Source organism: Aquibacillus rhizosphaerae (genome assembly GCF_030282825.1).
Classification (GTDB): Bacteria; Bacillota; Bacilli; order Bacillales; family Amphibacillaceae; genus Aquibacillus_C; species Aquibacillus_C rhizosphaerae.
The window spans coordinates 192,072-214,304 of sequence record NZ_JASTZU010000058.1; the positions used below are offsets into that span (position 1 = coordinate 192,072).

Consider the following 22,233-nt stretch of genomic DNA (forward strand, 5'->3'; position numbering starts at 1 on the left):
GAATAAAAAAATTACTCACGCTTGAGCGATTAAAGGATGTCTACTTTGAAATGGAAATTCATTTTTACTAATTGTTTTTAGGAATAACGTATCACTCCCGTTTATCAAACTACTTTTCGTATTTATCCCCTTATAATCCGGAGTATAATGAAAAACGATGTTATTTGTTTCGTGATCTGTTATTTTTGAAAGAATTTTATCAAAATTAACTTCTTGTTTAGAAATAATATCAAAAATATCAATTTGGCTATCGTTTTTCTTATAGATTACAATAACATCCATGTCATCTAAATAATAAAGGTCATTATGATATACATGCATACAATAGAATAACAGAATACCATGCGTATTTTTTGTACCAAAAAGTTTTGAAACAGGGCTTCTTTCAGATGCGAATTTATAAATAAGATCTAAATCTTTTTTATTGTTGCTATCAAGCTTGCGGACATTCGGGGATTCTGATTGACTTGGTAAAAAATCCATTGAACATTGATACTGATCTACGGATTCAAATCCGAATTTCGGATAAAAATCTAAAACGGTTTGATTTGCAAATAAGTAAATAAATTCATACTCATCCCCATAATCATTTAAAACTTTCTTCAATAAAAGGGAAGACAAGCCTTTCTTTCGGTAATCAGGGTGTGTCATAACTGTTCCAATCTGTATTGCTTTTTTAATTTCACCATTAATAACTAAATCGAGAATATTAACTGAAACATTTGCAACCACTTTGCTTCTTTCAATAAATGAATATGGAATATAAAGGTTATTCCAAAAACCGTTTTGAAACCAACCTTCAAAATCGATTTCAAAAACCAGATTTGATAGCTCATTAAAACTAGTTCTTAGGATTTCATCATTTCTGTAATCTTTTATAAAGATAAATTCGTTCATATTTTGCTCCTTTTATATTATTCATTCTTCATTCATAGCTTAAGTACTTCATCATTTCCTGGGGAATATGAAGGTATTTAATAGGAGGTGAAGTCTCTCTATTGCTTATTCTTTAAACTAATAAGGTAACTGCTATAATTCCTGCAAGACACCAAAAAAATGAATCAATAAAGAAATGAAGATACATCTTGTTGTCTTTATTGCAAATATATTTCTCTATACCAAACAAAATATTTACTAGCGAAAGAAAGAATGGAAATAAAAAGAAGAAACTTTCCTGATAGATTAAAACACTTAATAGATAGATAATCACTACAATATAGAATAAAATTGCAAAGTCTTTTCTTTCATGCTTATACCAACAGTTCCTTTTTGGTGTAGCAAATTTATCCTTCACCAATTTGTGTAATAAGTAGAAAACTGGAGCAAGAATGATTAACGAAATATATCCGACAAAAATGGGATATCTTTAGCACAAACATTATGTTATTACCTATACTAGAAAACGATTTCAATTCCATTCCAAACTAAAATTCCCACTCCTAATATTAACAAAATAAAGTTATATAGAGCACCTTTCTTGTTACTGTTTCGCAAATCTTGGATCATCAATTCAACATTTCGAAACATCGTTAATAATAAAGTGAAAATCAACCCATAATGATCGTTTTTATAGTTTTCATCAAAGATAAATTGTATAGCTCCTATTCCCAATACTATGTAAATGACTATAAACCCTATTCTTATACCCTTTCTTTTCAAGTTGTCGTTATTTTCACGATCCATTGTATCTCCCCTAGAATGTAAATAATGAGTGTTAGCCCCTAGATAACTAAATAATCCCAATAATAAAAGAATGTTACTATTGCAGCCAATATCGTGTAAATAACTGCTGTATAAAATACAACTGTTGGGTTAAATTCCTTTTTTTCCTCATCAATTTTAATTCCTGTTTGTGCTTGTGTATTCATCCGAACAGTACTAGAACCTATGCCACCCGATGAATTAAAAAATCTAATTACAGTCGCTATTATTAGACCAGTAAAAAAAGCATACTCAATAAACGCTGCTTCTAACAAGAAAGTTAATCCCCAATTTACACACAAAATGCTTACAACTGTTACAAGCGACCAAATTACATTTTTCAATTTCTTCACTCCCTCTAAAGGGCGTTTAGAATGTTTCATGACAGATAGTGTCGGTTTTTCAACCGATTCTATATCGCTTCAATTCACAAGCCCTTAGCCTTATTACGTTTCTTAGAAAAAGATTAACATTAAAAGTTTAAGATTTTTCTTTTTCTTTTTTTTCGAAATGAAGAACTACAAAAAGAATAACAAGAGTTAACACGAACAAAACAAATGAGTAAGTAGGATAATCATAGACTGTATTTAATAAAGTTGCTATTACAATCATCATGGTAAGAATAATTCTCCAGAGATATCTTTTTTTCATTTCTCTAACCCTCCATAAAGAAACGTCCTTTATTAAATTTTAACATAAATATCCAATCCAAAAGTGAAAATAGATAGATTCTACTTGTCTAAAATACGATTTTTTCCAGGCGCTTTCGAGAAGATTTTTCAATAAAAATAGACCTCCCTATGGACACAAGGTCGTTAGGGTAGGTCTATTTTTAATTTTACAAAATCATCTAAACAGATGGCTGTGCTTTAGGTTCATCCTTCTTTTGTTTCGTTCTGATTTGGATAACTACGAGAACAATGAAAATAGCAAATCCAAATATGTCTGTGTTTCCTTCAGGATAAACTAGCATTAAACCAGTAACAATCGTAATAATTCTTTCTATCCAATGGAGTTTTCTGTACCAAAAACCAATCATACCCGCTCCAATGGAAATCATACCCAGCAATGCTGTTGCTAAGGACAGAAGTATCTCACCTGCTGTGGCATCAATCATTAGAAGCTGTGGACTCAATACAAACATATACGGAATAATGTAGGCAGCAATCGCTAATCTTGATGCATTAAACCCTGTCCGAATCGGTTCTCCACCTGAAATCCCTGTTGCAGCAAAAGCTGCCAGAGCAACTGGAGGTGTGATATCTGCCAAAATCCCAAAATAAAATACGAACATGTGAGCCGCAAGTACTGGAATTGCAAATTGGAACTGATCATTTAAAGCAATAATAGCTGGTAACGCTATGGTTGATGTAATGATATAGTTTGCAGTTGTGGGTGAGCCCATTCCAATAATAATTGAAGTAATCATTGTAAAAAACAAGGTTAATAACAATAGCGCTTGTGGTGAGCTAGTAATCGAGCTTGCTATATCAACAAGGCTATTTCCTAGTTTTAACCCTAAACCGGTTTTTGTTACAACACCAACAATTATACCCGCACAAGCTGTTGCAGCTGCTACCCCCAATGCTGTCCGCGCACCAGTTGTCAATCCATCAATCAGTTTACCAAATGTAAATTTATTGTCATCATCTAAAAACATATTCGTTTCTTTTCTAAATAGGCTGACAGCAATCGTTATTACAATTCCATAAATTGCAGTTCTTTCGATACTGTACCCTTCAAATAATAAATAGATAATAGCTAATATCGGCAATAATAGATATATCTTCTTAAATGTTTCTTTTTTATTCGGTATCTCATCCTTTGGCAATCCTGTAAGTCCCAAACGCTTTGCTTCAAAGTGAGTCATAATCCATATTCCAGCGAAGTATAGGATTGCAGGAATAACTGCTGCTTTGGCAATGTCCCAATAACCAACACCAGCAAATTCAATCATCAAAAATGCTGCAGCACCCATAATCGGTGGCATTATTTGTCCACCAGTTGATGATGCAGCCTCTACACCACCAGCAAAGTTACGTGTGTAACCTAACTTTTTCATCATTGGAATCGTATAGGAACCAGTTGTAACCGTATTTGCAACAGAGCTTCCGGAGATTGTTCCATTCAGCGCACTAGAGAAAATAGCAACTTTTGCAGGTCCCCCGACACGACGACCGGCAATCACTAATGCTAAATCATTAAAGTATGTGCCTATTCCAGTTTGAATCAAGAATGCTCCAAACAATAAGAATAAAAAGATATAGGTAGAAGAAACTTGTAATGGTGTTCCTAGGATACCTTGGGTTGTAAAAAACATCGAATCAATTAATTGCTCAAGGCTAAGCCCTCGGTGAGCGAGCATACCAGGCATTTGCTGCCCAAATACTGCATAGATAAGGAAAAATAGTGCTATTATTGTTATTGGGAGACCAACCGCACGTCTTGCCGCCTCTAAAACTAGCAAAATTGCAATTCCACCAATAATCATTTGTGCTTGGTCAATACCACCAATTTGTTGGACTAACGTCTCATAAAATACTGGCCAATAACCCGAAACTCCAATGGACAATAAGACAAGGACCCAATCATACCAGGCAACCTTTCCTTTATCCCCTTTCCTTCTAGCTGGAAATAATAGAAAAATAAGTGATAAGGCAAATCCTAAGTGGACAGTTCGCTGTATGTAAGCTGTATAAACGCCAAATACACCTGTGTACAGTTGGAATAATGAGAAACTAATCAAGCCTAGAATAACTACCCATCCAGCAAAACCTACTAACTTCCGTGAGCTAGCTTCAATATCGTATTTTTCAATCAATTCCTGTTGCTTTTCTTCTACCAATTTATCATTTTCGTTGTTTTCACTCACTTATTTTCACTCCTTTCAAATATTCCCATAAAGAAATTCTTTCAATTATAATAGTAAACCATGCTCCAGGCTCGAAATAATCATTGAACCAAACCATGTTCCTATTTTCATTGTTTTCTGATTCCCATACTAAACGATTTTCTGATACCGTTTTCCCGTTCCTTATTTTCATAGATGGAAAAATATTATTTAGATTACTAATGTGATATTTCCCGTCTTTATATTCAAAGTCTTCTCCTTCTTCAGCATTAGAAGGCATGCCGATTCCAAACTCTTCATAAATGATTTCATACTGCTCAATTTCTAAATCGTCTGTTACTCTATATTTTTCTACAACATCAGTTAAATGAATGGAATGCGTGAAGATTACTTGGAAGGTGTCTCCTTGTTGAAGAGGTAGAAATGCTTCCATGTTATCTGTATTTCTTTCATAAAAGACCAACACGGTGCGGGATGGAACCAGCAAAACAGTGAGTAGAATGAGTAGAACGAATAAGGAAAGTATTCGTTTTCTTCGTTTCATTAAAAACTCCACCAATTCTTGTACATGATAAATAATTATGTAAAAAAAAGCAACTATTATAAGAAAATAGCCGGTAGCAAATACCTAAACACTAGGTTTACAACCGGCCTTTCCTTTTAATAGTTAAGGGTAAGTAGCAAAAGCTATTACTCGATTATTCCTGCTTCTGTAAAGTATTTTTCTGCACCAGGATGTAAATCAATACCGATACCATCCAAAGCAGATTCACTAGTAATAAATTCACCCTTAGCGTGTGTAATTGTTCCTGTATTTTCAAAAATAGATTTTGTAATGTTATAAACAACATCTTCAGATAGACTATCTGTCACAGCAAGCATTGCAAGAACAGCAACTGTAGTCACATCTTCTTCAAGTCCATATGTGCCAGCAGTAATCTTATCTGTTGCATAATATGGATATTGTTCAACAAGCTCATCAATCTTATCTTGTGCGATTGGAACAATACCTACCTCTGTAGTTGCACTTAAACCTTCAACAGCACCGGTTGGTGTACCAGATGTAATGAATGCAGCATCGATATTACCATCCTGAATTCCACCAGTAGATTCACCAAAATCAAGGTTTTGCGCATCAATATCATCCATTGATAAACCATGAACACTAAGGATTTGCTCTGCGTTCACATACGTACCTGAACCAGGCGCTCCGACTGAAACCGTTTTTCCTTCTAAATCTTCAACAGAAGTAATACCTGAATTTGCAGTTGTAACGATTTGAATTGTTTCAGGATAAAGTGAACCAATTGCTAATACATTATCAACTGGATTCCCGTCAAATGAATTAATACCTTCAATAGCATTTGCTACTACGTCTGTTTGAACAAACGCCAATTCAGCTTCGCCCTCTTGCAAAGAGATTACGTTATCTGCCGAAGCATTAGATGAAATCGCATCTGTTTGAATACCAGTTTCATCAGAAATGATGCTAGCCATTTCTCCGCCTAACGGATAATATGTACCACTTGTTCCACCAGTCAACATACTCAAGAACTTAGGAGCATCTTCACCTTCACTAGCTCCTTCGTTTTCTGACTCTGTATTACCTGTATCGGAACTTGTATCACCTTCACTATCATCCCCACCACAAGCTGCTAAAAACATGGTTAAAGATAGAAGTAGAACAGTTAAAAATAGAAATTTTTTCATTGAAACTCCCCCTTTTTTTAATGGACCCAAACAATATATTACACTTATATTACAGTAATTGTCAATATATTCAAACTTTGCAAAGTGGACCTAGGTACAGGTTCCTTGTCTCATTATGAAAGCCTTTATTTACTTTTAAAAGTTCTTAACCCATCTTTTATCTACTCACACGACAGGTTAATAGTTTCAAAATGTTCAACCACAGGAAATGGATCATAAAAATGATGTAATTGCTTTTTCCACTCCTGATATTCTATTGACTGTCTAAAACCAATCGTGTGGTCTTCTAGCTTTTCCCACTTCACTAATAAAAGATATTTCCCCTCTACTTCCATGCAACGTTGAAGTTCATGTGAAATATAGCCTTTCATTGAAGAAATGATTTTTGATGCCGTATGAAATGCTTCTTCATATTCCTTTTCTTTACCTTGTTTGACCTGAAGCATCGCCGCTTCTAATATCATAAATGCCACTTCCTTATCTATATGTAATTTAAAGAACTGGTCTCTTATCATTTCCAATTATTTTTCACTTAAGATAATCAAGTACCATTTTCACTCGTTCTTCAAGTGAATAATCCCACTCAATCCTTAATACTGGACAGGTTAATTCGGACATCCAATGTTCGTGAAGTATCTTACTTCTAACTTCCATGCCTGCCTTATCATATAAAGAAGCCCACTCTAGAAAAGTCTTTGATTGCTCATACTTACTACCACCAGGCAATATTTCATTTCCATAACGTTGAAATTCCCGTTTTTGTAATCTTTCAAGTCTTATGTGTGGAGGTATCCACAAAAATATAGTAAGGTCGAAATAAGCTCTAAAGTCATCTCCCCAACCACAAACTGCCCCAGATAAGATCCAGTTTTCATATTGTGTTAGATCTTTTCTAAGCATTGTTCTTCTTTCCATAACTTGTCTTTGTTCTGTGTATTTCGTTATCCAAAAATAATCATCTGTATCAAGTTGTGTATGTGGAAGATATTCCGATAATGTTGATCCTAGTGTAGATGTTCCTGAACCAGCTGCACCAAAAATATGAATTCTTTTCACACAATTTCCCCTTTCCTAGTAGAGGTTTGGTTCAAGGTTGCATTGACACAATTGTTAGCCCGATGTCTATATAATTTAAGAGATTTCATCTAAGGAAATATTATCTTTGCATCACGGGTAAAATACAAACATTAACTAGTGAATTGAATTTAATGTGCCTTATATAACTCCTCTAAAAATCTTTAAGTCTTTGATTATATTCCAATAATTATTACCTATGATTTTTACTCTTCGTTATTCTTTTCTTTTTTGTTTTTCCCCCTCATCGCGAAAGCAATAGAGCTGCATATGTCAGCAATAACAGAAAATATTGCAGCCATTTTTATCACTCCTTTTCAATTAAAGTGTTCATAACACCACTTAATGTATAGTCTTACCTATGAAGTAAATTAAAACCTTGTGATTTAACAAAAACATACCATTATAAAGATGGCGGATAATCAGGCATTGTGTTTGCAAGAATTATATATATAAGAAAATTAGCAGGTAATAAAATAAATATTAGTCTCACTGCAAAAGAAGATATGCCAGTAAATTCAGCTATACCACCACAAACTCCAGATATTGACTTATCAGTGGACGATTTTCTTAATTTATTTTTCAATAGGATTCCAACTTTCACCTTGTCTAAGTTCATTTATTTTCACTTTCCAGAATTCTTATACTTTTTCTTGATAAAAGAACTCATACCTGTATCAATCCCTACATCCATCAGTGCTGAAATCGAATAAAAAAGTTGCCAATATTTATAGATAACTATATTTCGATTTTAACATATTTACCCAATTGTATCGTCACAATGTCACAAAAATAAAAGAATCGCCAATAAATCTAAATAGTTTCGATACCCTGGAGAAAATCTAAAATAACGGTTAAGTTGAATTATCATATTAAATCGTATGCACTTTAAAAATAACAGCACAAAAGCATGCGAAGAACGCTTAGTATACTATTGAGACCCCAAAAAGTTAGACAGATTTATTTTATGCAGCACGTTGGCAAGAGTTCAGTATTGTATCGTCTTGTACCACTAAGTCCATTTAAGTGATATAGTTTATAATGATTCCCCATTTATAAATCTAATCCCTTAATGTGTAGGACATCTCAAAAAGACGCCTTCTTATTCAAAAAAGCGCCTGATTGCGGAATTTCATCTGCCCTTCAAAACTCGCAATTCTTTTATCTTGTAGCATTCATTACTTTATAAATAACACTGCCAAAAGTAAACTTAACAGGGTATAATGAAAGAACCACAGCAATAATCACGCTCAGTGTCTTTATCCCCCCAGTTAAGTGAAATATATCGTTTATCAGGTAATTAGCTAATTTGATAAGACCAAATACAATACCAATCGACACAATAAATGCAATCATTATTAGAATTACTTGTAGGAAGGACATCTGTTTTATCCTTCCAATTTTTTTAATGCTGCCATCGTTAATCGAAAAAGACAAGTACGCCATTGGGGTTAATAGTAAGTACCAACTTGAATAGCCAAACCCTATCCACGAAGCACCCATTCCCAAAAGCAGAATCCACCCAATTATTTTAAAGGTTTTTCTACTCACTTAAACACTCCCATAAAAAAATGATATATAGTTAATTTGCCTAATTGTCCTGAGTGGCGCTAATTCCTATTCTAGAATTACTATCTATAGTTGAAAAGTTTATCTTAAACAAACTTGACAATTATCCAGTTGGAGTACTCGTTTGGGACATCATTAAACCGAAAGCGAAAAACGCCCCGCTTCCAAATGAGATGATTATTGCTAAAATCGCAAGGGAATTTCTTTCCGTATCTTTAAAAAATAGCCATAAAACCAAAAATCAAAGATAGAATGATTGACAACGAAACAAGAGTAGCTTAACCAAGAGAACCTTTTCAATTGAACACTCCTCAAGTGTATCAATCCTTCGTCGTATGTTATTTTAAGAAAACCCTTCACAAACTCTATACTTTTTCAACATAAAATTACAATCATCTAATTGGTCTATAAATATCAACATAGCAAATAGGCATACCCAATAAACATTGAAATATAAGTAAAAAACGTATTCGATTTGGTCTGTTAATTAGTATGGTATTTCTTATGTTTCTAAACCGAAACGGGACTTACTTACAATAAATCCTACTCCTTATTACCTTGTGCTTACTATTTAACTTCTTATTCACCTATCTTAGGTAATAATTCCTTTAATTCTAACAGATCATCAATTACTAAGTCCGCTTGAGAGAGTTCATCATCTCTTGCAAAGTCAAAGTTACATCCAATTGCCACTAAATCATTTTCTTTCGCTGCATTTATATCAGATAAGCGGTCCCCAATGACTGCTCCATTTTTAATACTATACTTTTTTTTAATAGATTTTACTAAATCTGATTTATCAAGCGTTTCAATATGTTGGATACTAAATGTTTCAATTACCCAGGTATCCAAGTTATAATAAGTTACTATTGCTTTTAAATATTCCGTTAAGCCATTACTAGCTATGTAAATGGAACAATTATTCTCCTTTAAATAACTAAAAACTTCCTTCACATCAGGATATAAAGCACCTTTCCCACTCTTTATATTTTCAACTAACCTTTGTAGAAAATAAGCATCTGTTTTTTCTCTTATTTCATTAGAATGATTCGGTAACAAAGCTTCCCACACTTTGGGTAAAGGTACACCCATAATTTCACGATATGTATCAATAGGTGTCACCGTATTCCATTCATTTAGAGAACGTAAATAATCAAACGTATCGTTCAGTGATAATTCCAAAATTTTATCTGTTTGAAACAGTGTTCCATCCATATCAAAGATAAATGATTGCGACAATTTTTCCCACTCCTATTAATGCATCTAAACTTTCTCTTATCTAACTCTAGCTTTTAGTCAATAATAGTTTTAGTTTAAAACTACCTGCAATTGCACCGATAAGTCCAGTAATAGCGAATATGTAGGCGACAAAGAGAGGAGTCGATGAAAGTGATTCCGTAACCAATCTAAATACCCCCACAGCAAGCAATAGAATACTACCAGTGAGACCTAAGACCGTTCGTGTTAAATTATTCAAATCTTTCACTCCCAAAAAAAGTACTTTTTTCTATTTAAATCGTAATCAATTATTAATTGAAATAGTCATTGTCCATGATGTTCCAGATGAATCATATTTTTTAAATCCTAGCTTTTTATAAAGATTTAATGCTTGCCTATTATTAGGATCAACACTAAGAGAAAGAGAAAGAGAATTATAACCATCCCTAAAGCCAGATTCAAATAACCTTTCCATTAGTATCGTGCCAATCCCCATACCTCTAGCTTCATTACATAATGCTATACCTAGTTCAGGCGTTTTATCATCTATATAGCCATAACCTTTTTGATTTTCAGAAAAAAGACGATACCAAGCTGCACCAACAGGATCATTATCATCATTAAAAGCAATTAACGCTCTATCACCTGTTCTTCCCCACCCATCATAATATATTTTAATATGTGGCGAATTTAATAACTCTTGTTTTGATGGCTTATTTTCTGGAATATAAATGGCTTCATATATCATATCTGTTAAAAATTCTAACTCTCTTTTATTTTGGTGCATTGTTCTTACATGTACCAAGTTTGATCACCTTATTTCTCCGGAGACTAGGTGTGAATCTCCTTATTCAGCAAAAATCCGTTAATTTAATCAATTTCATAATACCAATTTTGTCGTTACCTACAGCAATATATAGTTGGATAAAACTATTTCCAAACTATATACTGCCCTTAGATGACTGAATAAGGTAATTATGAAATTGACTCAATTGACTAAATTCTTTATCTCCAAGGCAACTTCTTTCGGCTTAACGTCGATATGCGACAGCCTATTAATCTCGATCCACATTGGCAAATACAATCCTCTTCCCCTATCCTCGTCTGTGAACTCTTTACCATGGCCTGTTCCAAATATCCCATCTATAATCTCTGATAAGAAATAGTATTGTGGACCGTCAAATTCAATTGTTGCAATGCACTCATCAACCTTAATTTTTACTCCTAATTCTTCTAAGGCTTCCCTTTTTGCCGCTTCTTCCGGTGTTTCCCCAGCTTCTATTCCACCACCTGGGAAAACATAATAAACAGAGTCGTTTCTAATTCTTTTAATTAGTCCAACTTTTTTATTTTGAATGAGAACTACTGAGCTTCTACTTCTCAACACTGTACCTCTCCCTATAAGTTAGTTGAACAGGAGATAAAAACCTATTATTCCAATTATAATTAACAAACCAAGAGAAACAATTTTAATGATTCTTTTTCCTTTTGTATCAGCAATAAATTCGGAATCTATATATATTTATAATAACTTCCAATACATAGAAGAGCCAACAACGACAAAAACCGTCCAAAACTATCCTCTGAGCTCAACATGTATCGTAATTGGCTAACAAGTAGTAAAAGCACCCCTATATAGCCAATGCTCATAAAAAAATACTGTTCTTTCTTCTCTTCTGTCATCATTGCCTCCTTTCTAAAACTAAAGCTCATTACAAATACGTGGTCGTTAGTTATTCAATAATGAACTTCATTTTTCTCCCTTCACCATCCTCAAAACTATTATTTCTATAGAACATAAATGATTGATTAAATTGAGGTAAAGGTGGAGTAGCAACCTCTATACGTTTCCATCCAAATTTTTCACCACTTTGTATTGCTTCAACTAGTAATTTTGAACCTATCTTTTTTGAGCGGTGCGCAGGACTTACAAAAAACTCTTGAATAACCCCAAATTCCCCACCTGCATATAAAGAGTAACTCGAACATAGCGATAGAAAACCAACAATTTGATCATCTACTTCTGCTACAAACACGATATACGTTTCACTTTCCAAATAATATTTACATAGTTCTAATGTTTGAGATATAGGTGGTAATTTTGATGGTTTACTAGTCTTTTCACTAATTTCTTTTATTAGCTCTTCAAATAATTCAGTAATAGCCCTGTAATTTTCTACCTTGGCTCTTTTTATAATCAAAAAAATCATCCTCTTTGAAATAATAAAATCAATTAGTGCTTTCTAGAAAAAAATTATGGCTCTATCCATAAGAATAGGTACACAATCTAATTAATACTATATTTTCCGTGAGTATTTTTCATAAAAGAACATTAACCATCATCCAGACTAGCGGTGTTAAAATAAATAACAAAAATAGTCCTGTGAACATATATTTAATATATTGATGTCTATTTACACCTTCTCTTAATTCCCAAAGACCTAACGTTATAAAATATAAACCTATCATAATTGAAATGATTGGCAACAAAATCAGTATATCTACCATTCTATCCCCATCCTTTTTACGTTTCCGTGTTCAATAAAAATAAACGTTACATATTTTTCACTATGTTTTTCCAGTAGTTCCAGGCTTTAAGATATTCCTCAAAGTCATTCGGATGATGTTTTAAACAAATGATAATCACCTATCTGCAATCTTAGAAAAGAAATCTTTTAACTGATTAATGTGATGTAGGTCGTGGGAGATAAAACCTAACAAATAGTCATAGACCGAAAAAATATTGCCGTCTCCATCTAGATACTCTTTTGTGAAATCTTCTACGGGAATTGAATTTATTTCATTGATAACTTCATTACGATAATATACCGTTCTATCGATTACTTCCTGCTTGCTATTTTCTTTTGCGTAGTCAATTGCCTTTTTGTTGAATTCATCGAAATCAAGATGCTTGGAAGTTAATGGTTGATGATTCGTTATTTTTTGAATGGCTTCTTCTAAAAAATACTTATCCCACAACATAATATGAGCTATTACATCTCCGGTGGTCCACTTACCTTCTTCGATTGGAGAATTCCATATTTTATCATCTAACAGTTGCAATGATTGAACAAAAGGAATTAATCCAGAGAATTTATTTATTAACTGATCTTTATTTTGCATTAAGTTCTCCTCCAATATAAATTATATTACTTCACTTTTTAAATTTTAATTTAGTCCTTAAATTTAGAATTAACTCGTACCCAAAAGCAACTATCAAACCAGACCAAAAAATGAAAGGTATTGAAAAGAGTCTACTATCGTTAAACAAATTATAGGTAAACTCCAAAAACAGTAACAACATATACACATAAAAGCCAAGTATTGCAGCTTTATTCCAGTTGACTAATTCATTTTCATTCATTTTTTTAAAGAACTTCATTGTTTACCTCATCTACAGGATTCTTTGATATTTTGTTAAATATTTTCAATGTAAAATCTAAAGCAAAATATAAAAGCAAAAAATTGACATAAATAGTATTATCTATGGACCAAGAATGATTTCTAGAAAATAGATTCGGAATAAGGAATTTCGCTCCATTTTCACTACGTAAAGTTATGAATTCAAAAGGAAAACCGTACGAATAAACATATATCGTTGAGTGAAAATGTGTAGGGGATAGATCTGGAATTAGCACAGCTAGGAGAACAATAAAAATAATGGAATTCCAGAGAAGTCGTTTTTTTATATGACTTTTCCACCTATTTCTATAAAGAACAATCATTAGTATAAATACACCAATTGCTGTAATCCATATATAACTTTCATTTTCAACGCCAATAAATATAAAAATCAATTGAGTAGTAAAACCTACAAATGTAGCGAGGAGAGATAAAATAACCATAAACCGTAATACCTCAAAAATAATTCTCACTTTTTCTCACCCTTTAGATATGACTTTTTTAGTATCGAGCATTACATAAGACCGATGATTCAAACGCCTTTTTCATTATAAAGTCAACCTAAGAAGTTCTTAATAAATTTCCTTAATCTAAACCTCTAAAAAACAGATGGATAGTGCGTATCTCTTTCTATCTATTTTAACATAATTATCCAAATATTCGTCATGAAATGGGAAAAACTAGATGACTTCTAACATATTAAATTATGAACAGATTAAAAACATCAGGTTCCGCTCTACATGTATATTTAATTTAACTTTAATACAAAATATATATGTATATAGAGGTAATCTTAATCAAGGAGGAATTACGTTGAAAAATAATAATATTTCTAGCATGCAAGACCAAAATCAATTGGCACAGGCACAACAATCGATTTTACACCTACAAAACACGATTGAGCAGGCAAGAAGTCATCCAAACAACCAAGTTATCGAACAAATAGAAAACTCATTAGAACGAGCAGAAAGATCCCTTTCACAAGCTGCAGCTGACACAGAAAATCCCCAAGCTATTGATTTGGCGCGTAGTGAATTAGAACAGCAAAAACAGATTTATAAAGAATTGAATATAGGTACACAAGAGTAATCAACGAAATTATCTATACTTTGCTCAGCATAAAGTTAATAAATGCTGCGAATATTACACAATATCAATGGCATAAAAAATCACTCAAAATAATAAATACTCGGCGATTTAACACGCCGAGTATTTATTATTCTTTCTATTTAGAGTTTGAAAATAGCCTCAAACTTAAATCACCTATTTTAAAATGAGCATTTCCACTACAATTCCTCTCTCATATTCAATCAAGAGTAAAATAGCAATTTTGAACTAGTTGAAAATTAATACAAAATGTTTGTTTTCTATAGTTTATCTTTATTATCTAAACTGTAAGCAAACATTGCCACGATACCTATTGGCACACCGAATAAAACATATAATATGAACAAGGGAATCACACCCTCCACGGTTATCGTGTTATTTAGAATGATAACCGTGAACATAAATAGAGTAAGAAAAATAAAAAATAAACCTAATCCTTTTCTTTTTTGCTTGAATGCAGATAATCCTTCAATAAACATCACTACAATAATGAAGCCTAAGACTCCTTGAATATATGGAAGTAATAGGTATTCTACATTACTTGATATTAAGGCGTAGCTCAACAATAGTGTTGTTATTACTCCCATTAAAATTTGAATTAGTTTATTGTGTATCAATTTCATCCACAACCTTTATATCGGATAAATGTCTATACTAATGTTAACATATAATTCCATTTAAGAGATGTAGTACAGTTTTATGTCCATATTCCTTACCGGGTATGGTTAAGCTATGAAATATATAACTAAATCTTTTGAACTGAAGGACTGGGATTAGAAGATAATATTCGCTTTTTCTTCCATCGATTAAATTATAAAAGCACTACTGGAATTTTATGTTAAAATAATTTGTAAACAATTTACTCTAAAGTAACTGGCAGGTTTGTAAATCAACTGTTACCAGTAAATATAATAGTCAAAATCAGAAAAACAAATGAGGGAGAGATGTTTGTGAAAACGATTGGACTTATAGGTGGAATGAGTTGGGAATCCTCCTTAGAGTATTACCGCATTATTAATGAAGAAGTTAAAGGTAGATTAGGTGGTTTACATTCAGCCAAGTGCCTGTTATATAGTGTTGACTTTGAAGAGATTGAACGTTATCAAGCAAAAGGAGATTGGGAAAGTGCAGGTAAAAAATTGGGGGATATAGCATTATCTTTAGAAAAAGCAGGTGCGGAATTTATAGTTATCTGTACAAATACAATGCATAAAGTAACTGATGAGATTGAAACAAAGATAAATATTCCTGTTTTACATATTGCTGACGCAACTGCGAGCCAAATCCAAAGCTCCAATTTAAAAACAGTTGGCTTACTCGGCACTAAATATACGATGGAGCAAGATTTTTATAAAGCACGATTAGAATCTAACGGAATTAACGTTTTGATTCCAAATAAACAAGAACGAAACAATGTCAATAAAGTCATTTATGAAGAGTTGTGTTTAGGAATAATTAACCAATCATCAAAAGACTATTATAAAAGTGTTATTAAAAGTTTAGTTGATAATGGTGCTGAAGGAATCATTTTGGGCTGCACGGAAATTGGCTTATTAGTTAAGCCTGAGGATTCTGAAGTTCCATTGTTTGATACAACAATTATTCATGCAATAGAAGCAGTAAATAACGCTTTAAATAAATAAAAACTTCGAATTGAATTCTTTATACGAAAGGGTGCAATTACGATATTTGTATAAGACCATCTATACCACCATATAAGTATAACTTATTTAGTATCATAAGATATTCATATTTTATTTATAGTATCTATATCATTTAGGCTATATATGATAAAAGGTTTGCGAATAAGGAGGCGATTTAATTGGGGACAGAAATAAAGTTTAGAATTGCTACTGAAAAAGATTTAGATTATATTGTTACACTACTTGCAGATGATGATTTGGGAAGTAAGCGTGAGAATAATGATTATCCACTTCCTAACAGTTACATAAAAGCATTTGAGGCTATTACATCTGATCCAAATAATGAGTTAGTAGTGGCTTGTGATGGCAATCAAGTCGTTGGGGTACAACAAATAACTTTTACACCCTATATAACATACCAAGGTGGGTGGAGAGCTACTATCGAAGGAGTTAGAACATCCGCTTCTGTAAGAGGTAAGGGTGTTGGTACTAAACTTATAAAATGGGCAATTCAACGCGCAGCAGAACGTGGTTGTCATTTAGTACAGCTGACAACTGATAAAAAAAGATCAGAAGCGTTAAGGTTTTATGAACGATTAGGTTTTATAGCAACACATGAAGGTTTGAAGCTAAAAATTCAATAGAGAGATGAAGTGGCAAACGATATGTTTTATATCTTGATGATACGCTTTATTTAGAAGTTGTTTATTTGATAACTGTAAGCCAAAGAAGGAACACGATTGTTCCTTCCTTTCGTTTTCATCATTTGCAAAATACCTTCCTCTTCTAATGAAAGGATCAGGTTAGCAAATTCGTTATAAGATAGCGAGTTTTCTGGAAGTATTTTTTCTACCTGCTCAACTTCTATCGTTTTTTTAGTGTATGTAAGTAGTTGCTATCTTATCATATCCTTTATAACAAACCCTCCGCATAATCTGACAATCTTTTACTTCTATTTTACAAGATAGAAAGAGATTCGTCAGTAGGGAATATTTTGAAGGATTAGTTTGGTTTTACACTCCATTAGCAAACCATTAAACCTTGCATAATTCTCATTTTGAAACCGTCAATGACAACGAACTACTTACTTATACGTCTTTCTCAATAATCTCTTTTTCTTTTTAACCGTCCAAAGTTATTTAATATCAGATGACTAACAAGTAGTGACAAAAGATATGCAATAACAGGTTCATTGGTCATCCATATCGAGGTTAAAGAAAAGAATAATAGTGTTGCTACAACAAAAAGAAATAAAGAGTATATTAAAACACTTATGAAATAAATCATATATCTTCCCCAATTGTAGAATTTAGTACATACTTCTTCATTTAATCAGTAAAACCACTAGCAAATCCTTCAAGAAAACCTTGAATTAGGTTAGGTGCCTCAAGAATAAACAAAGATATGATAAATCCAATCCCTATACCTTTTAGTTTCGCATTGTTTTTAGCACTTCCGCTAAAGTAAAAGATAAACCCAGTTGCTAAAACAATAACAGGAATGATAGATAAGACTACAGTGAGCATTTTTATCTCCTTTGGAAATTATTTTAACTATTTAAGTGAAAGCACATTGTGGAAAGTAAGAAGTAAATTAGATTACTAAATTTGGTCGAAATAGCTGGAAATGTTGTTTATGTTATTTGAATTTTTTCCGTAATCCACTAAAGTGGTTGGTAAAGTAGGTTTACTTTGAACATATACGTTAGAAACTTCATCATTGATTTTCTGAACACGAAATACTATTTTTTCTCCCCAAGACTTAAGGGTCATACTAGTCTTTACACGAATAATACCATTCGCATAGTCCTCCTGTTTAATTTGTGCACCTTTTACAGATGAAATAGATTCTTTACACAATTCAAGAGCTTCTTTAAAAGAAACATCAATTTTAAATTCTGTTTCTTGTCTTACACTACTATCTAGTTTCCCTCCCATTGATTTATTTAGAATACCTAATGTTATCGTCATTAAAAGACCAAAAAATAATCCTGACATCATCCCTATTATAAAATCACCTAAAACTATAGACATAATAAGTCCAAATGGAAGGAAACAAACAGTAAAAATAAAAAGAATTTTTTTCATAAACATACCGCCTTTACTTTATTTAGTTTAGCATAAAATTCCAAAATAATTTAGTTTTGATAACCATTTTAAAATACGTTTATAAGCAGAAATATTAACTTTATGTATAAATTTTTTTATACAGTTAAAATTACCAATGAGGTGATGAACATGAATCATGAAAAAGACTACGATAGAGATGGTGACCGCGAAGATTATTTAAGCACAGATAAACTAAGAGCTATTTTACAAAACTCTCATGATACGGAAGTTACACTTATGAGAGAGTATTTAGTTGCTTCAGATCGAATCCATCATGACCATGAGTTAAAGGAGCGCTTATATAACTTTGCAGAAGGAAATGCCAAACGAACAGAACAATTATTAGATGAATTAAAAAAGTTACACTAATCTTTACATTGCTAAAACACAAGGTATTATTTTCACACCATCATTATAAATAGCACAAAACAAAACGCTATAATATTTAAGCGTTTTGTTTATTTAATTCATTTTCCCTACAATGAAATCTTAGATAATTTCTCACTGTGCACTTGGCGTTGCATTAGCATCTTAATCCCGAAGCCAATCTTTATTACTCCATCAATTACTGCGAATAATAGGAAAGGAACACTGATTAAGAAAAGTCCTAGAAGAGAATTAAAAATTGTTAATGCAGCTAATAAAAGCATTATTTTCCCTTGAGAAAAGTAAAAGCCGAAGAAATGGATCCCAACAGCAATAAAAATACATAGCCAAAGTAACCTTAAATTGCCGGAACCAATAACTAGCCCACACAATGTACATAAAATAATATTTAAAAAAACAGCAATGTTGTCCATTCGATCTTGAAACTTAGAATTTTTTCCATAAGATAGCTTTTGGTTTACATACGGAAAAACGAATATCACAAAATAGCCAATAAAAAAACCAAAGCCAATTAAAAATGGCTGAATGAGCAACTCTCCACCAATAATAGCTGAAATAATTATGATCAAACCAATGTATACAAGCCATAGCCCACAAGTTCTTTGCGTATTAAATTCAGCGCCCTTAATTTTATCCTTAACCATTTTCGCCCTCCTTGTTTTCTCCCCTATTGAACCTGTTACGTTTTACTTTCAGTTTTTAAAAAAACTAACATAAATTCACGTTGTCAAATATATAATAGTTATCAATTTTGAAGATGCTTTGTTAAATATCCTTCACATCAAAAATACACACTTAAGATTCAGCTGAATATCTTGTAAAATAAGCACCTAACATTAATAGGATAATTGTCATAGACCAACTAACTATACCCATAAAGTCAAACCAATAAGCCAATAGATTCGTAATAGCAATAAGATATAAACAAATTGGAGATAAAGCGCTTTTCATCCCTGTTACACCAGCTGCTTTTCTTTTATTTATTTCAAGACAGATAGAAAAAACTAGGGAAACTAGTAATAGCACAGTTAAAATAATCGGTATAATATTTCATCTCCCCATTAACATCTTTTTTCTAGCTAGTTATACGAATTTAAAGCTAAATGGTTTCATTCTTATTAAATTTTGTGATAAAGGAAAACACTTATTTATTAAAGAACCCGATTTATTCATATCGATAATATAGCTGCAAGAATCTTATTCAAAAAGGAAAGCTTGTACGTTGGTGTTTGTCCATTAAACATTAAAAAAAGTCCACATTTTTGCAGGCTTTTTTCATACAATTCTTTTAGAGGTGATTAAAAGTGACGAGAGTAAAATTTACAGATAGTGACATTGATGTAATGGCAAGGATGATGAGAGCAGAAGCAGAGGGTGAAGGTCGACTTGGGATGCTTATGGTTGGAAATGTAATTGTAAATCGACTAAAAGCTAATTGTTTAGATTTTAAAGATTTACGATCGATAAGAGATGTTATTTTTCAAGTGCAAGGGGGAAATTATTCTTTTGAAGCAGTACAAAAAGGAAATGTTTTTTATAACAGAGCAAGAGGTGTAGAAAAAAAATTAGCCGAACAAACCTTAAAGTATTGGAGAGAACATCCTTCCAAATATGCTCTTTGGTATTTTAATCCATATGCTGAATGTCCTCCTACATGGTACGATCAACCGTTTACAGGACCGTATAAACAACATTGTTATTATGAACCACAACCAAATACATGCGAAGGCGCTTATAGATGGTAACAAAAAAACAGAAACCAAATGGTTTCTGTTTTTTTTATGCAAAGCACTTATTAATCTTCTTTTAAAAAATGGAATTATTTCGTTATCTATAGAATTTTATGGGAATCATCAGGTAATGCTATAATCGATAGCCCTTTTTATACTTAGAAGGAGGAAAAGAACCTGGTGAAATTAAAATCAATTGGTATCACCCTTGGCTTGTCTTTTGCTGTATTATTAACTGGTTGTGGAAATGAAGAAGATGCACAAGACAATGGTAATGCGGATGAAGATACTGCTAATTTAGGTGAAGAATTAAATTATACGATTACAGGTATTGAGCCTGGAGCAGGAACTACGGAGCTTGCAAGAAACACTTTAGAGGAATATGAAAACTTAGAAGGTTGGGAACTTCAAGAAGGTTCCACCGCAGGTATGTTAACTACGCTAGGTGAAGCAATTGATAATGAAGAACCAATTATTGTAACCGGTTGGACCCCACACTGGATGTTTGCTTCTTATGATTTAAAGTATTTAGAAGATCCAAAAGAAACATTTGGTGGAGCTGAGAACATTAATACAATAGCAAGATTAGGTTTAGAAGAAGACATGCCTAGTGCTTATAAAATCCTAGATCGCTTTCAATGGGAGCCGGAAGATATGGAAGAAGTAATGCTTAACGCACAAGATGTTTCGTTTGAGGAAGCAGCACAGAATTGGCTAGAAGATAATCAAGATAAAGTTGATGAATGGACGGAAGGTGTAGAGAAGGTAGATGGAAAACAAATTGAATTAGTTTCTACCCCGTGGGATACAGAACGTTCTTCTGGCACTGTGATGAAGATACTATTAGAACAACAAGGGTTTGATGTGACATTAACACCTGTTGATCCAGCAATTATGTTCCAAGCAGTAGCTAATGCTGAAGCTGATGCATCGCTAGCTCCATGGTTACCAATAACACACGGTTCTTTCTATGAAAAACATAAGGATAACATTATTGATTTAGGTGAAAACTTAACAGGTGCTAAAATTGGTATGGTTGTTCCTGAATATATGGATATTGATTCCATTGAGGATTTACAACCAAAAGAATAACTACTCTCAAGGTCAGATTGCTTGTAAACAGTGATCTGACTCTTTTTATGAACTAATGCAAAATGATGGCTTCTTTTTACTCTATTGGTTAGACATCAGTAATCTAAGTATAATCTTAATAATCACATTTAAATCTAATACCAGCTAGTTCAAATTATCCCTATTTGCTATACTCTATTTTAGTAAGCACTATTTTCCAAGGGAGTTAACAAATAATGAACAACTTAACGTTTATCCTTTATCATTTTGTATTATTTAGCATAGCACTTGTAACTAACGTATTTTTTGATAGATACCTAGGACCGCCACTCGATTTTGATGATTTAATAGCCTCTGTTGTTGCTATTCCAATCTTCATAGTAGTTGCTTTATTAATAGGAAAATTATATAAACAGCATAAATCTATCACACTCAAAAGCAAAGTTTTATTGTCTATACTTTCCTTTATTATGGCAGCCATTTTTCTGATTGTACTAGAGAATATTTGGTTTGAGATAACTGGAAACATGTTATTCTAGCTAGACACAACGTTATCCGGTTATAACTTCCACCATTACTTAGTTTAATGTTTATTGATTTCCGCTATTGAATTAATTCGTTTTTTAAAATAGAAAATGACATAACTATTTCTTGAAGTCAAA

33 protein-coding genes are annotated in these 22,233 nt (G+C 32.5%); 7 read left to right on the forward strand and 26 right to left on the reverse strand.

All coding sequences use genetic code 11. The features are described 5' to 3' along the window. Positions 1–15 precede the first annotated feature (15 nt). The 21 genes from QQS35_RS17995 to QQS35_RS18090 all read right to left on the reverse strand — a co-directional run bounded on the left by QQS35_RS17995 (position 16) and on the right by QQS35_RS18090 (position 13,998). Positions 16–897, reverse strand: a complete 882-nt coding sequence (locus QQS35_RS17995; RefSeq protein ID WP_285933612.1) for a GNAT family N-acetyltransferase — start codon at positions 895–897, stop codon at positions 16–18. 112 nt (positions 898–1,009) lie between these two features. Next, a complete protein-coding gene (locus QQS35_RS22965) occupies positions 1,010–1,294 on the reverse strand; it encodes a DUF4181 domain-containing protein (protein ID WP_407933981.1) in 285 nt (94 codons plus the stop codon). Positions 1,295–1,395: 101 nt separating this feature from the next. Continuing rightward, complete coding sequence (locus QQS35_RS18000; RefSeq protein WP_285933613.1) at positions 1,396–1,683, reverse strand: hypothetical protein; 288 nt, start codon at positions 1,681–1,683, stop codon at positions 1,396–1,398. 38 nt (positions 1,684–1,721) lie between these two features. Continuing rightward, positions 1,722–2,045, reverse strand: a complete 324-nt coding sequence (locus tag QQS35_RS18005) for a hypothetical protein (protein WP_285933614.1) — start codon at positions 2,043–2,045, stop codon at positions 1,722–1,724. A 136-nt stretch (positions 2,046–2,181) separates the two neighbouring features. Further along, on the reverse strand, positions 2,182–2,352 hold the full coding sequence (locus QQS35_RS18010; protein WP_285933615.1) for a hypothetical protein: 171 nt from the start codon (positions 2,350–2,352) through the stop codon (positions 2,182–2,184). 199 nt (positions 2,353–2,551) lie between these two features. After that, positions 2,552–4,573, reverse strand: a complete 2,022-nt coding sequence (locus QQS35_RS18015) for a TRAP transporter permease (protein WP_285933616.1) — start codon at positions 4,571–4,573, stop codon at positions 2,552–2,554. Then, positions 4,566–5,096, reverse strand: coding sequence for a DUF1850 domain-containing protein (locus QQS35_RS18020; protein WP_285933617.1), 531 nt, complete (start codon positions 5,094–5,096; stop codon positions 4,566–4,568). The genes QQS35_RS18015 and QQS35_RS18020 overlap by 8 nt, the downstream gene beginning before the upstream one ends. Positions 5,097–5,242: 146 nt before the next feature. Then, positions 5,243–6,262 (reverse strand): TAXI family TRAP transporter solute-binding subunit, encoded by a 1,020-nt coding sequence (locus QQS35_RS18025; RefSeq protein ID WP_285933618.1) that lies wholly within the window; start codon positions 6,260–6,262, stop codon positions 5,243–5,245. Positions 6,263–6,423: 161 nt separating this feature from the next. Further along, positions 6,424–6,726: an antibiotic biosynthesis monooxygenase family protein gene (locus tag QQS35_RS18030; RefSeq protein ID WP_285933813.1), complete on the reverse strand. Its 303-nt coding sequence runs from the start codon at positions 6,724–6,726 to the stop codon at positions 6,424–6,426. A gap of 64 nt (positions 6,727–6,790) precedes the next feature. Beyond that, complete coding sequence (locus QQS35_RS18035; protein ID WP_285933619.1) at positions 6,791–7,318, reverse strand: ATP-binding protein; 528 nt, start codon at positions 7,316–7,318, stop codon at positions 6,791–6,793. Between the two features lie 421 nt (positions 7,319–7,739). Further along, positions 7,740–7,955, reverse strand: coding sequence for a PspC domain-containing protein (locus QQS35_RS18040; RefSeq protein WP_285933620.1), 216 nt, complete (start codon positions 7,953–7,955; stop codon positions 7,740–7,742). 542 nt (positions 7,956–8,497) lie between these two features. Beyond that, a complete protein-coding gene (locus tag QQS35_RS18045; protein ID WP_285933621.1) occupies positions 8,498–8,887 on the reverse strand; it encodes a disulfide bond formation protein DsbD in 390 nt (129 codons plus the stop codon). Between the two features lie 597 nt (positions 8,888–9,484). Then, a complete protein-coding gene (locus tag QQS35_RS18050) occupies positions 9,485–10,144 on the reverse strand; it encodes an HAD family hydrolase (RefSeq protein ID WP_285933622.1) in 660 nt (219 codons plus the stop codon). A gap of 46 nt (positions 10,145–10,190) precedes the next feature. After that, a complete protein-coding gene (locus QQS35_RS18055) occupies positions 10,191–10,382 on the reverse strand; it encodes a hypothetical protein (RefSeq protein WP_407933982.1) in 192 nt (63 codons plus the stop codon). Between the two features lie 45 nt (positions 10,383–10,427). Beyond that, positions 10,428–10,928 (reverse strand): GNAT family N-acetyltransferase, encoded by a 501-nt coding sequence (locus QQS35_RS18060; RefSeq protein ID WP_285933623.1) that lies wholly within the window; start codon positions 10,926–10,928, stop codon positions 10,428–10,430. Positions 10,929–11,111: 183 nt separating this feature from the next. Further along, positions 11,112–11,510 (reverse strand): NUDIX hydrolase, encoded by a 399-nt coding sequence (locus QQS35_RS18065; RefSeq protein WP_285933624.1) that lies wholly within the window; start codon positions 11,508–11,510, stop codon positions 11,112–11,114. A gap of 125 nt (positions 11,511–11,635) precedes the next feature. Continuing rightward, positions 11,636–11,806, reverse strand: a complete 171-nt coding sequence (locus QQS35_RS18070) for a hypothetical protein (RefSeq protein ID WP_285933625.1) — start codon at positions 11,804–11,806, stop codon at positions 11,636–11,638. Between the two features lie 50 nt (positions 11,807–11,856). Beyond that, positions 11,857–12,324: a GNAT family N-acetyltransferase gene (locus QQS35_RS18075; RefSeq protein ID WP_285933626.1), complete on the reverse strand. Its 468-nt coding sequence runs from the start codon at positions 12,322–12,324 to the stop codon at positions 11,857–11,859. A 118-nt stretch (positions 12,325–12,442) separates the two neighbouring features. Next, positions 12,443–12,631 (reverse strand): hypothetical protein, encoded by a 189-nt coding sequence (locus tag QQS35_RS18080; RefSeq protein WP_285933627.1) that lies wholly within the window; start codon positions 12,629–12,631, stop codon positions 12,443–12,445. A 135-nt stretch (positions 12,632–12,766) separates the two neighbouring features. Next, a complete protein-coding gene (locus QQS35_RS18085) occupies positions 12,767–13,246 on the reverse strand; it encodes a DinB family protein (protein WP_285933628.1) in 480 nt (159 codons plus the stop codon). A gap of 245 nt (positions 13,247–13,491) precedes the next feature. Next, complete coding sequence (locus QQS35_RS18090) at positions 13,492–13,998, reverse strand: hypothetical protein (protein WP_285933629.1); 507 nt, start codon at positions 13,996–13,998, stop codon at positions 13,492–13,494. Between the two features lie 340 nt (positions 13,999–14,338). Here QQS35_RS18090 and QQS35_RS18095 point away from each other — a divergent pair, with 340 nt between their 5' ends. Beyond that, positions 14,339–14,614, forward strand: coding sequence for a hypothetical protein (locus QQS35_RS18095; protein WP_285933630.1), 276 nt, complete (start codon positions 14,339–14,341; stop codon positions 14,612–14,614). Positions 14,615–14,892: 278 nt separating this feature from the next. Here QQS35_RS18095 and QQS35_RS18100 read toward each other — a convergent pair whose 3' ends face one another. Further along, positions 14,893–15,249 (reverse strand): hypothetical protein, encoded by a 357-nt coding sequence (locus QQS35_RS18100; RefSeq protein WP_285933631.1) that lies wholly within the window; start codon positions 15,247–15,249, stop codon positions 14,893–14,895. 333 nt (positions 15,250–15,582) lie between these two features. On the opposite strand from QQS35_RS18100, the gene QQS35_RS18105 reads away from it, so the two are divergent. Further along, positions 15,583–16,275, forward strand: a complete 693-nt coding sequence (locus tag QQS35_RS18105; protein WP_285933632.1) for an aspartate/glutamate racemase family protein — start codon at positions 15,583–15,585, stop codon at positions 16,273–16,275. 179 nt (positions 16,276–16,454) lie between these two features. Continuing rightward, complete coding sequence (locus QQS35_RS18110) at positions 16,455–16,919, forward strand: GNAT family N-acetyltransferase (protein ID WP_285933633.1); 465 nt, start codon at positions 16,455–16,457, stop codon at positions 16,917–16,919. Positions 16,920–17,603: 684 nt separating this feature from the next. On the opposite strand, the gene QQS35_RS18115 is transcribed toward QQS35_RS18110, so the two are convergent. Beyond that, positions 17,604–17,801: a hypothetical protein gene (locus tag QQS35_RS18115; protein ID WP_285933634.1), complete on the reverse strand. Its 198-nt coding sequence runs from the start codon at positions 17,799–17,801 to the stop codon at positions 17,604–17,606. A gap of 75 nt (positions 17,802–17,876) precedes the next feature. After that, entirely contained in the window at positions 17,877–18,362 is a 486-nt protein-coding gene (locus QQS35_RS18120; protein WP_285933635.1) for a hypothetical protein, read from the reverse strand. A 150-nt stretch (positions 18,363–18,512) separates the two neighbouring features. Here QQS35_RS18120 and QQS35_RS18125 point away from each other — a divergent pair, with 150 nt between their 5' ends. Further along, positions 18,513–18,752, forward strand: coding sequence for a hypothetical protein (locus tag QQS35_RS18125; protein ID WP_285933636.1), 240 nt, complete (start codon positions 18,513–18,515; stop codon positions 18,750–18,752). 107 nt (positions 18,753–18,859) lie between these two features. Here the strand turns inward: QQS35_RS18125 and QQS35_RS18130 are convergent, their stop codons facing one another. Both QQS35_RS18130 and QQS35_RS18135 read right to left on the reverse strand, forming a co-directional pair. Continuing rightward, positions 18,860–19,414: a DUF6609 family protein gene (locus QQS35_RS18130; RefSeq protein ID WP_285933637.1), complete on the reverse strand. Its 555-nt coding sequence runs from the start codon at positions 19,412–19,414 to the stop codon at positions 18,860–18,862. Between the two features lie 151 nt (positions 19,415–19,565). Beyond that, the gene (locus QQS35_RS18135; RefSeq protein ID WP_285933638.1) at positions 19,566–19,721 is read right to left on the reverse strand and encodes a hypothetical protein; all 156 of its coding nucleotides are present in this window, start codon (positions 19,719–19,721) and stop codon (positions 19,566–19,568) included. A 353-nt stretch (positions 19,722–20,074) separates the two neighbouring features. Between QQS35_RS18135 and QQS35_RS18140 the strand changes: the two genes are divergently transcribed. From QQS35_RS18140 to QQS35_RS18150, 3 genes are all read left to right on the forward strand, one after another. After that, positions 20,075–20,515 carry a cell wall hydrolase gene (locus tag QQS35_RS18140; RefSeq protein ID WP_285933639.1) on the forward strand — a complete coding sequence of 147 codons (441 nt, stop codon included), beginning with the start codon at positions 20,075–20,077 and terminating at the stop codon, positions 20,513–20,515. Positions 20,516–20,680: 165 nt separating this feature from the next. Beyond that, the gene (locus QQS35_RS18145) at positions 20,681–21,592 is read left to right on the forward strand and encodes a glycine betaine ABC transporter substrate-binding protein (RefSeq protein ID WP_331490833.1); all 912 of its coding nucleotides are present in this window, start codon (positions 20,681–20,683) and stop codon (positions 21,590–21,592) included. Between the two features lie 215 nt (positions 21,593–21,807). Next, complete coding sequence (locus QQS35_RS18150; RefSeq protein ID WP_285933640.1) at positions 21,808–22,110, forward strand: hypothetical protein; 303 nt, start codon at positions 21,808–21,810, stop codon at positions 22,108–22,110. Positions 22,111–22,233: the final 123 nt, after the last annotated feature.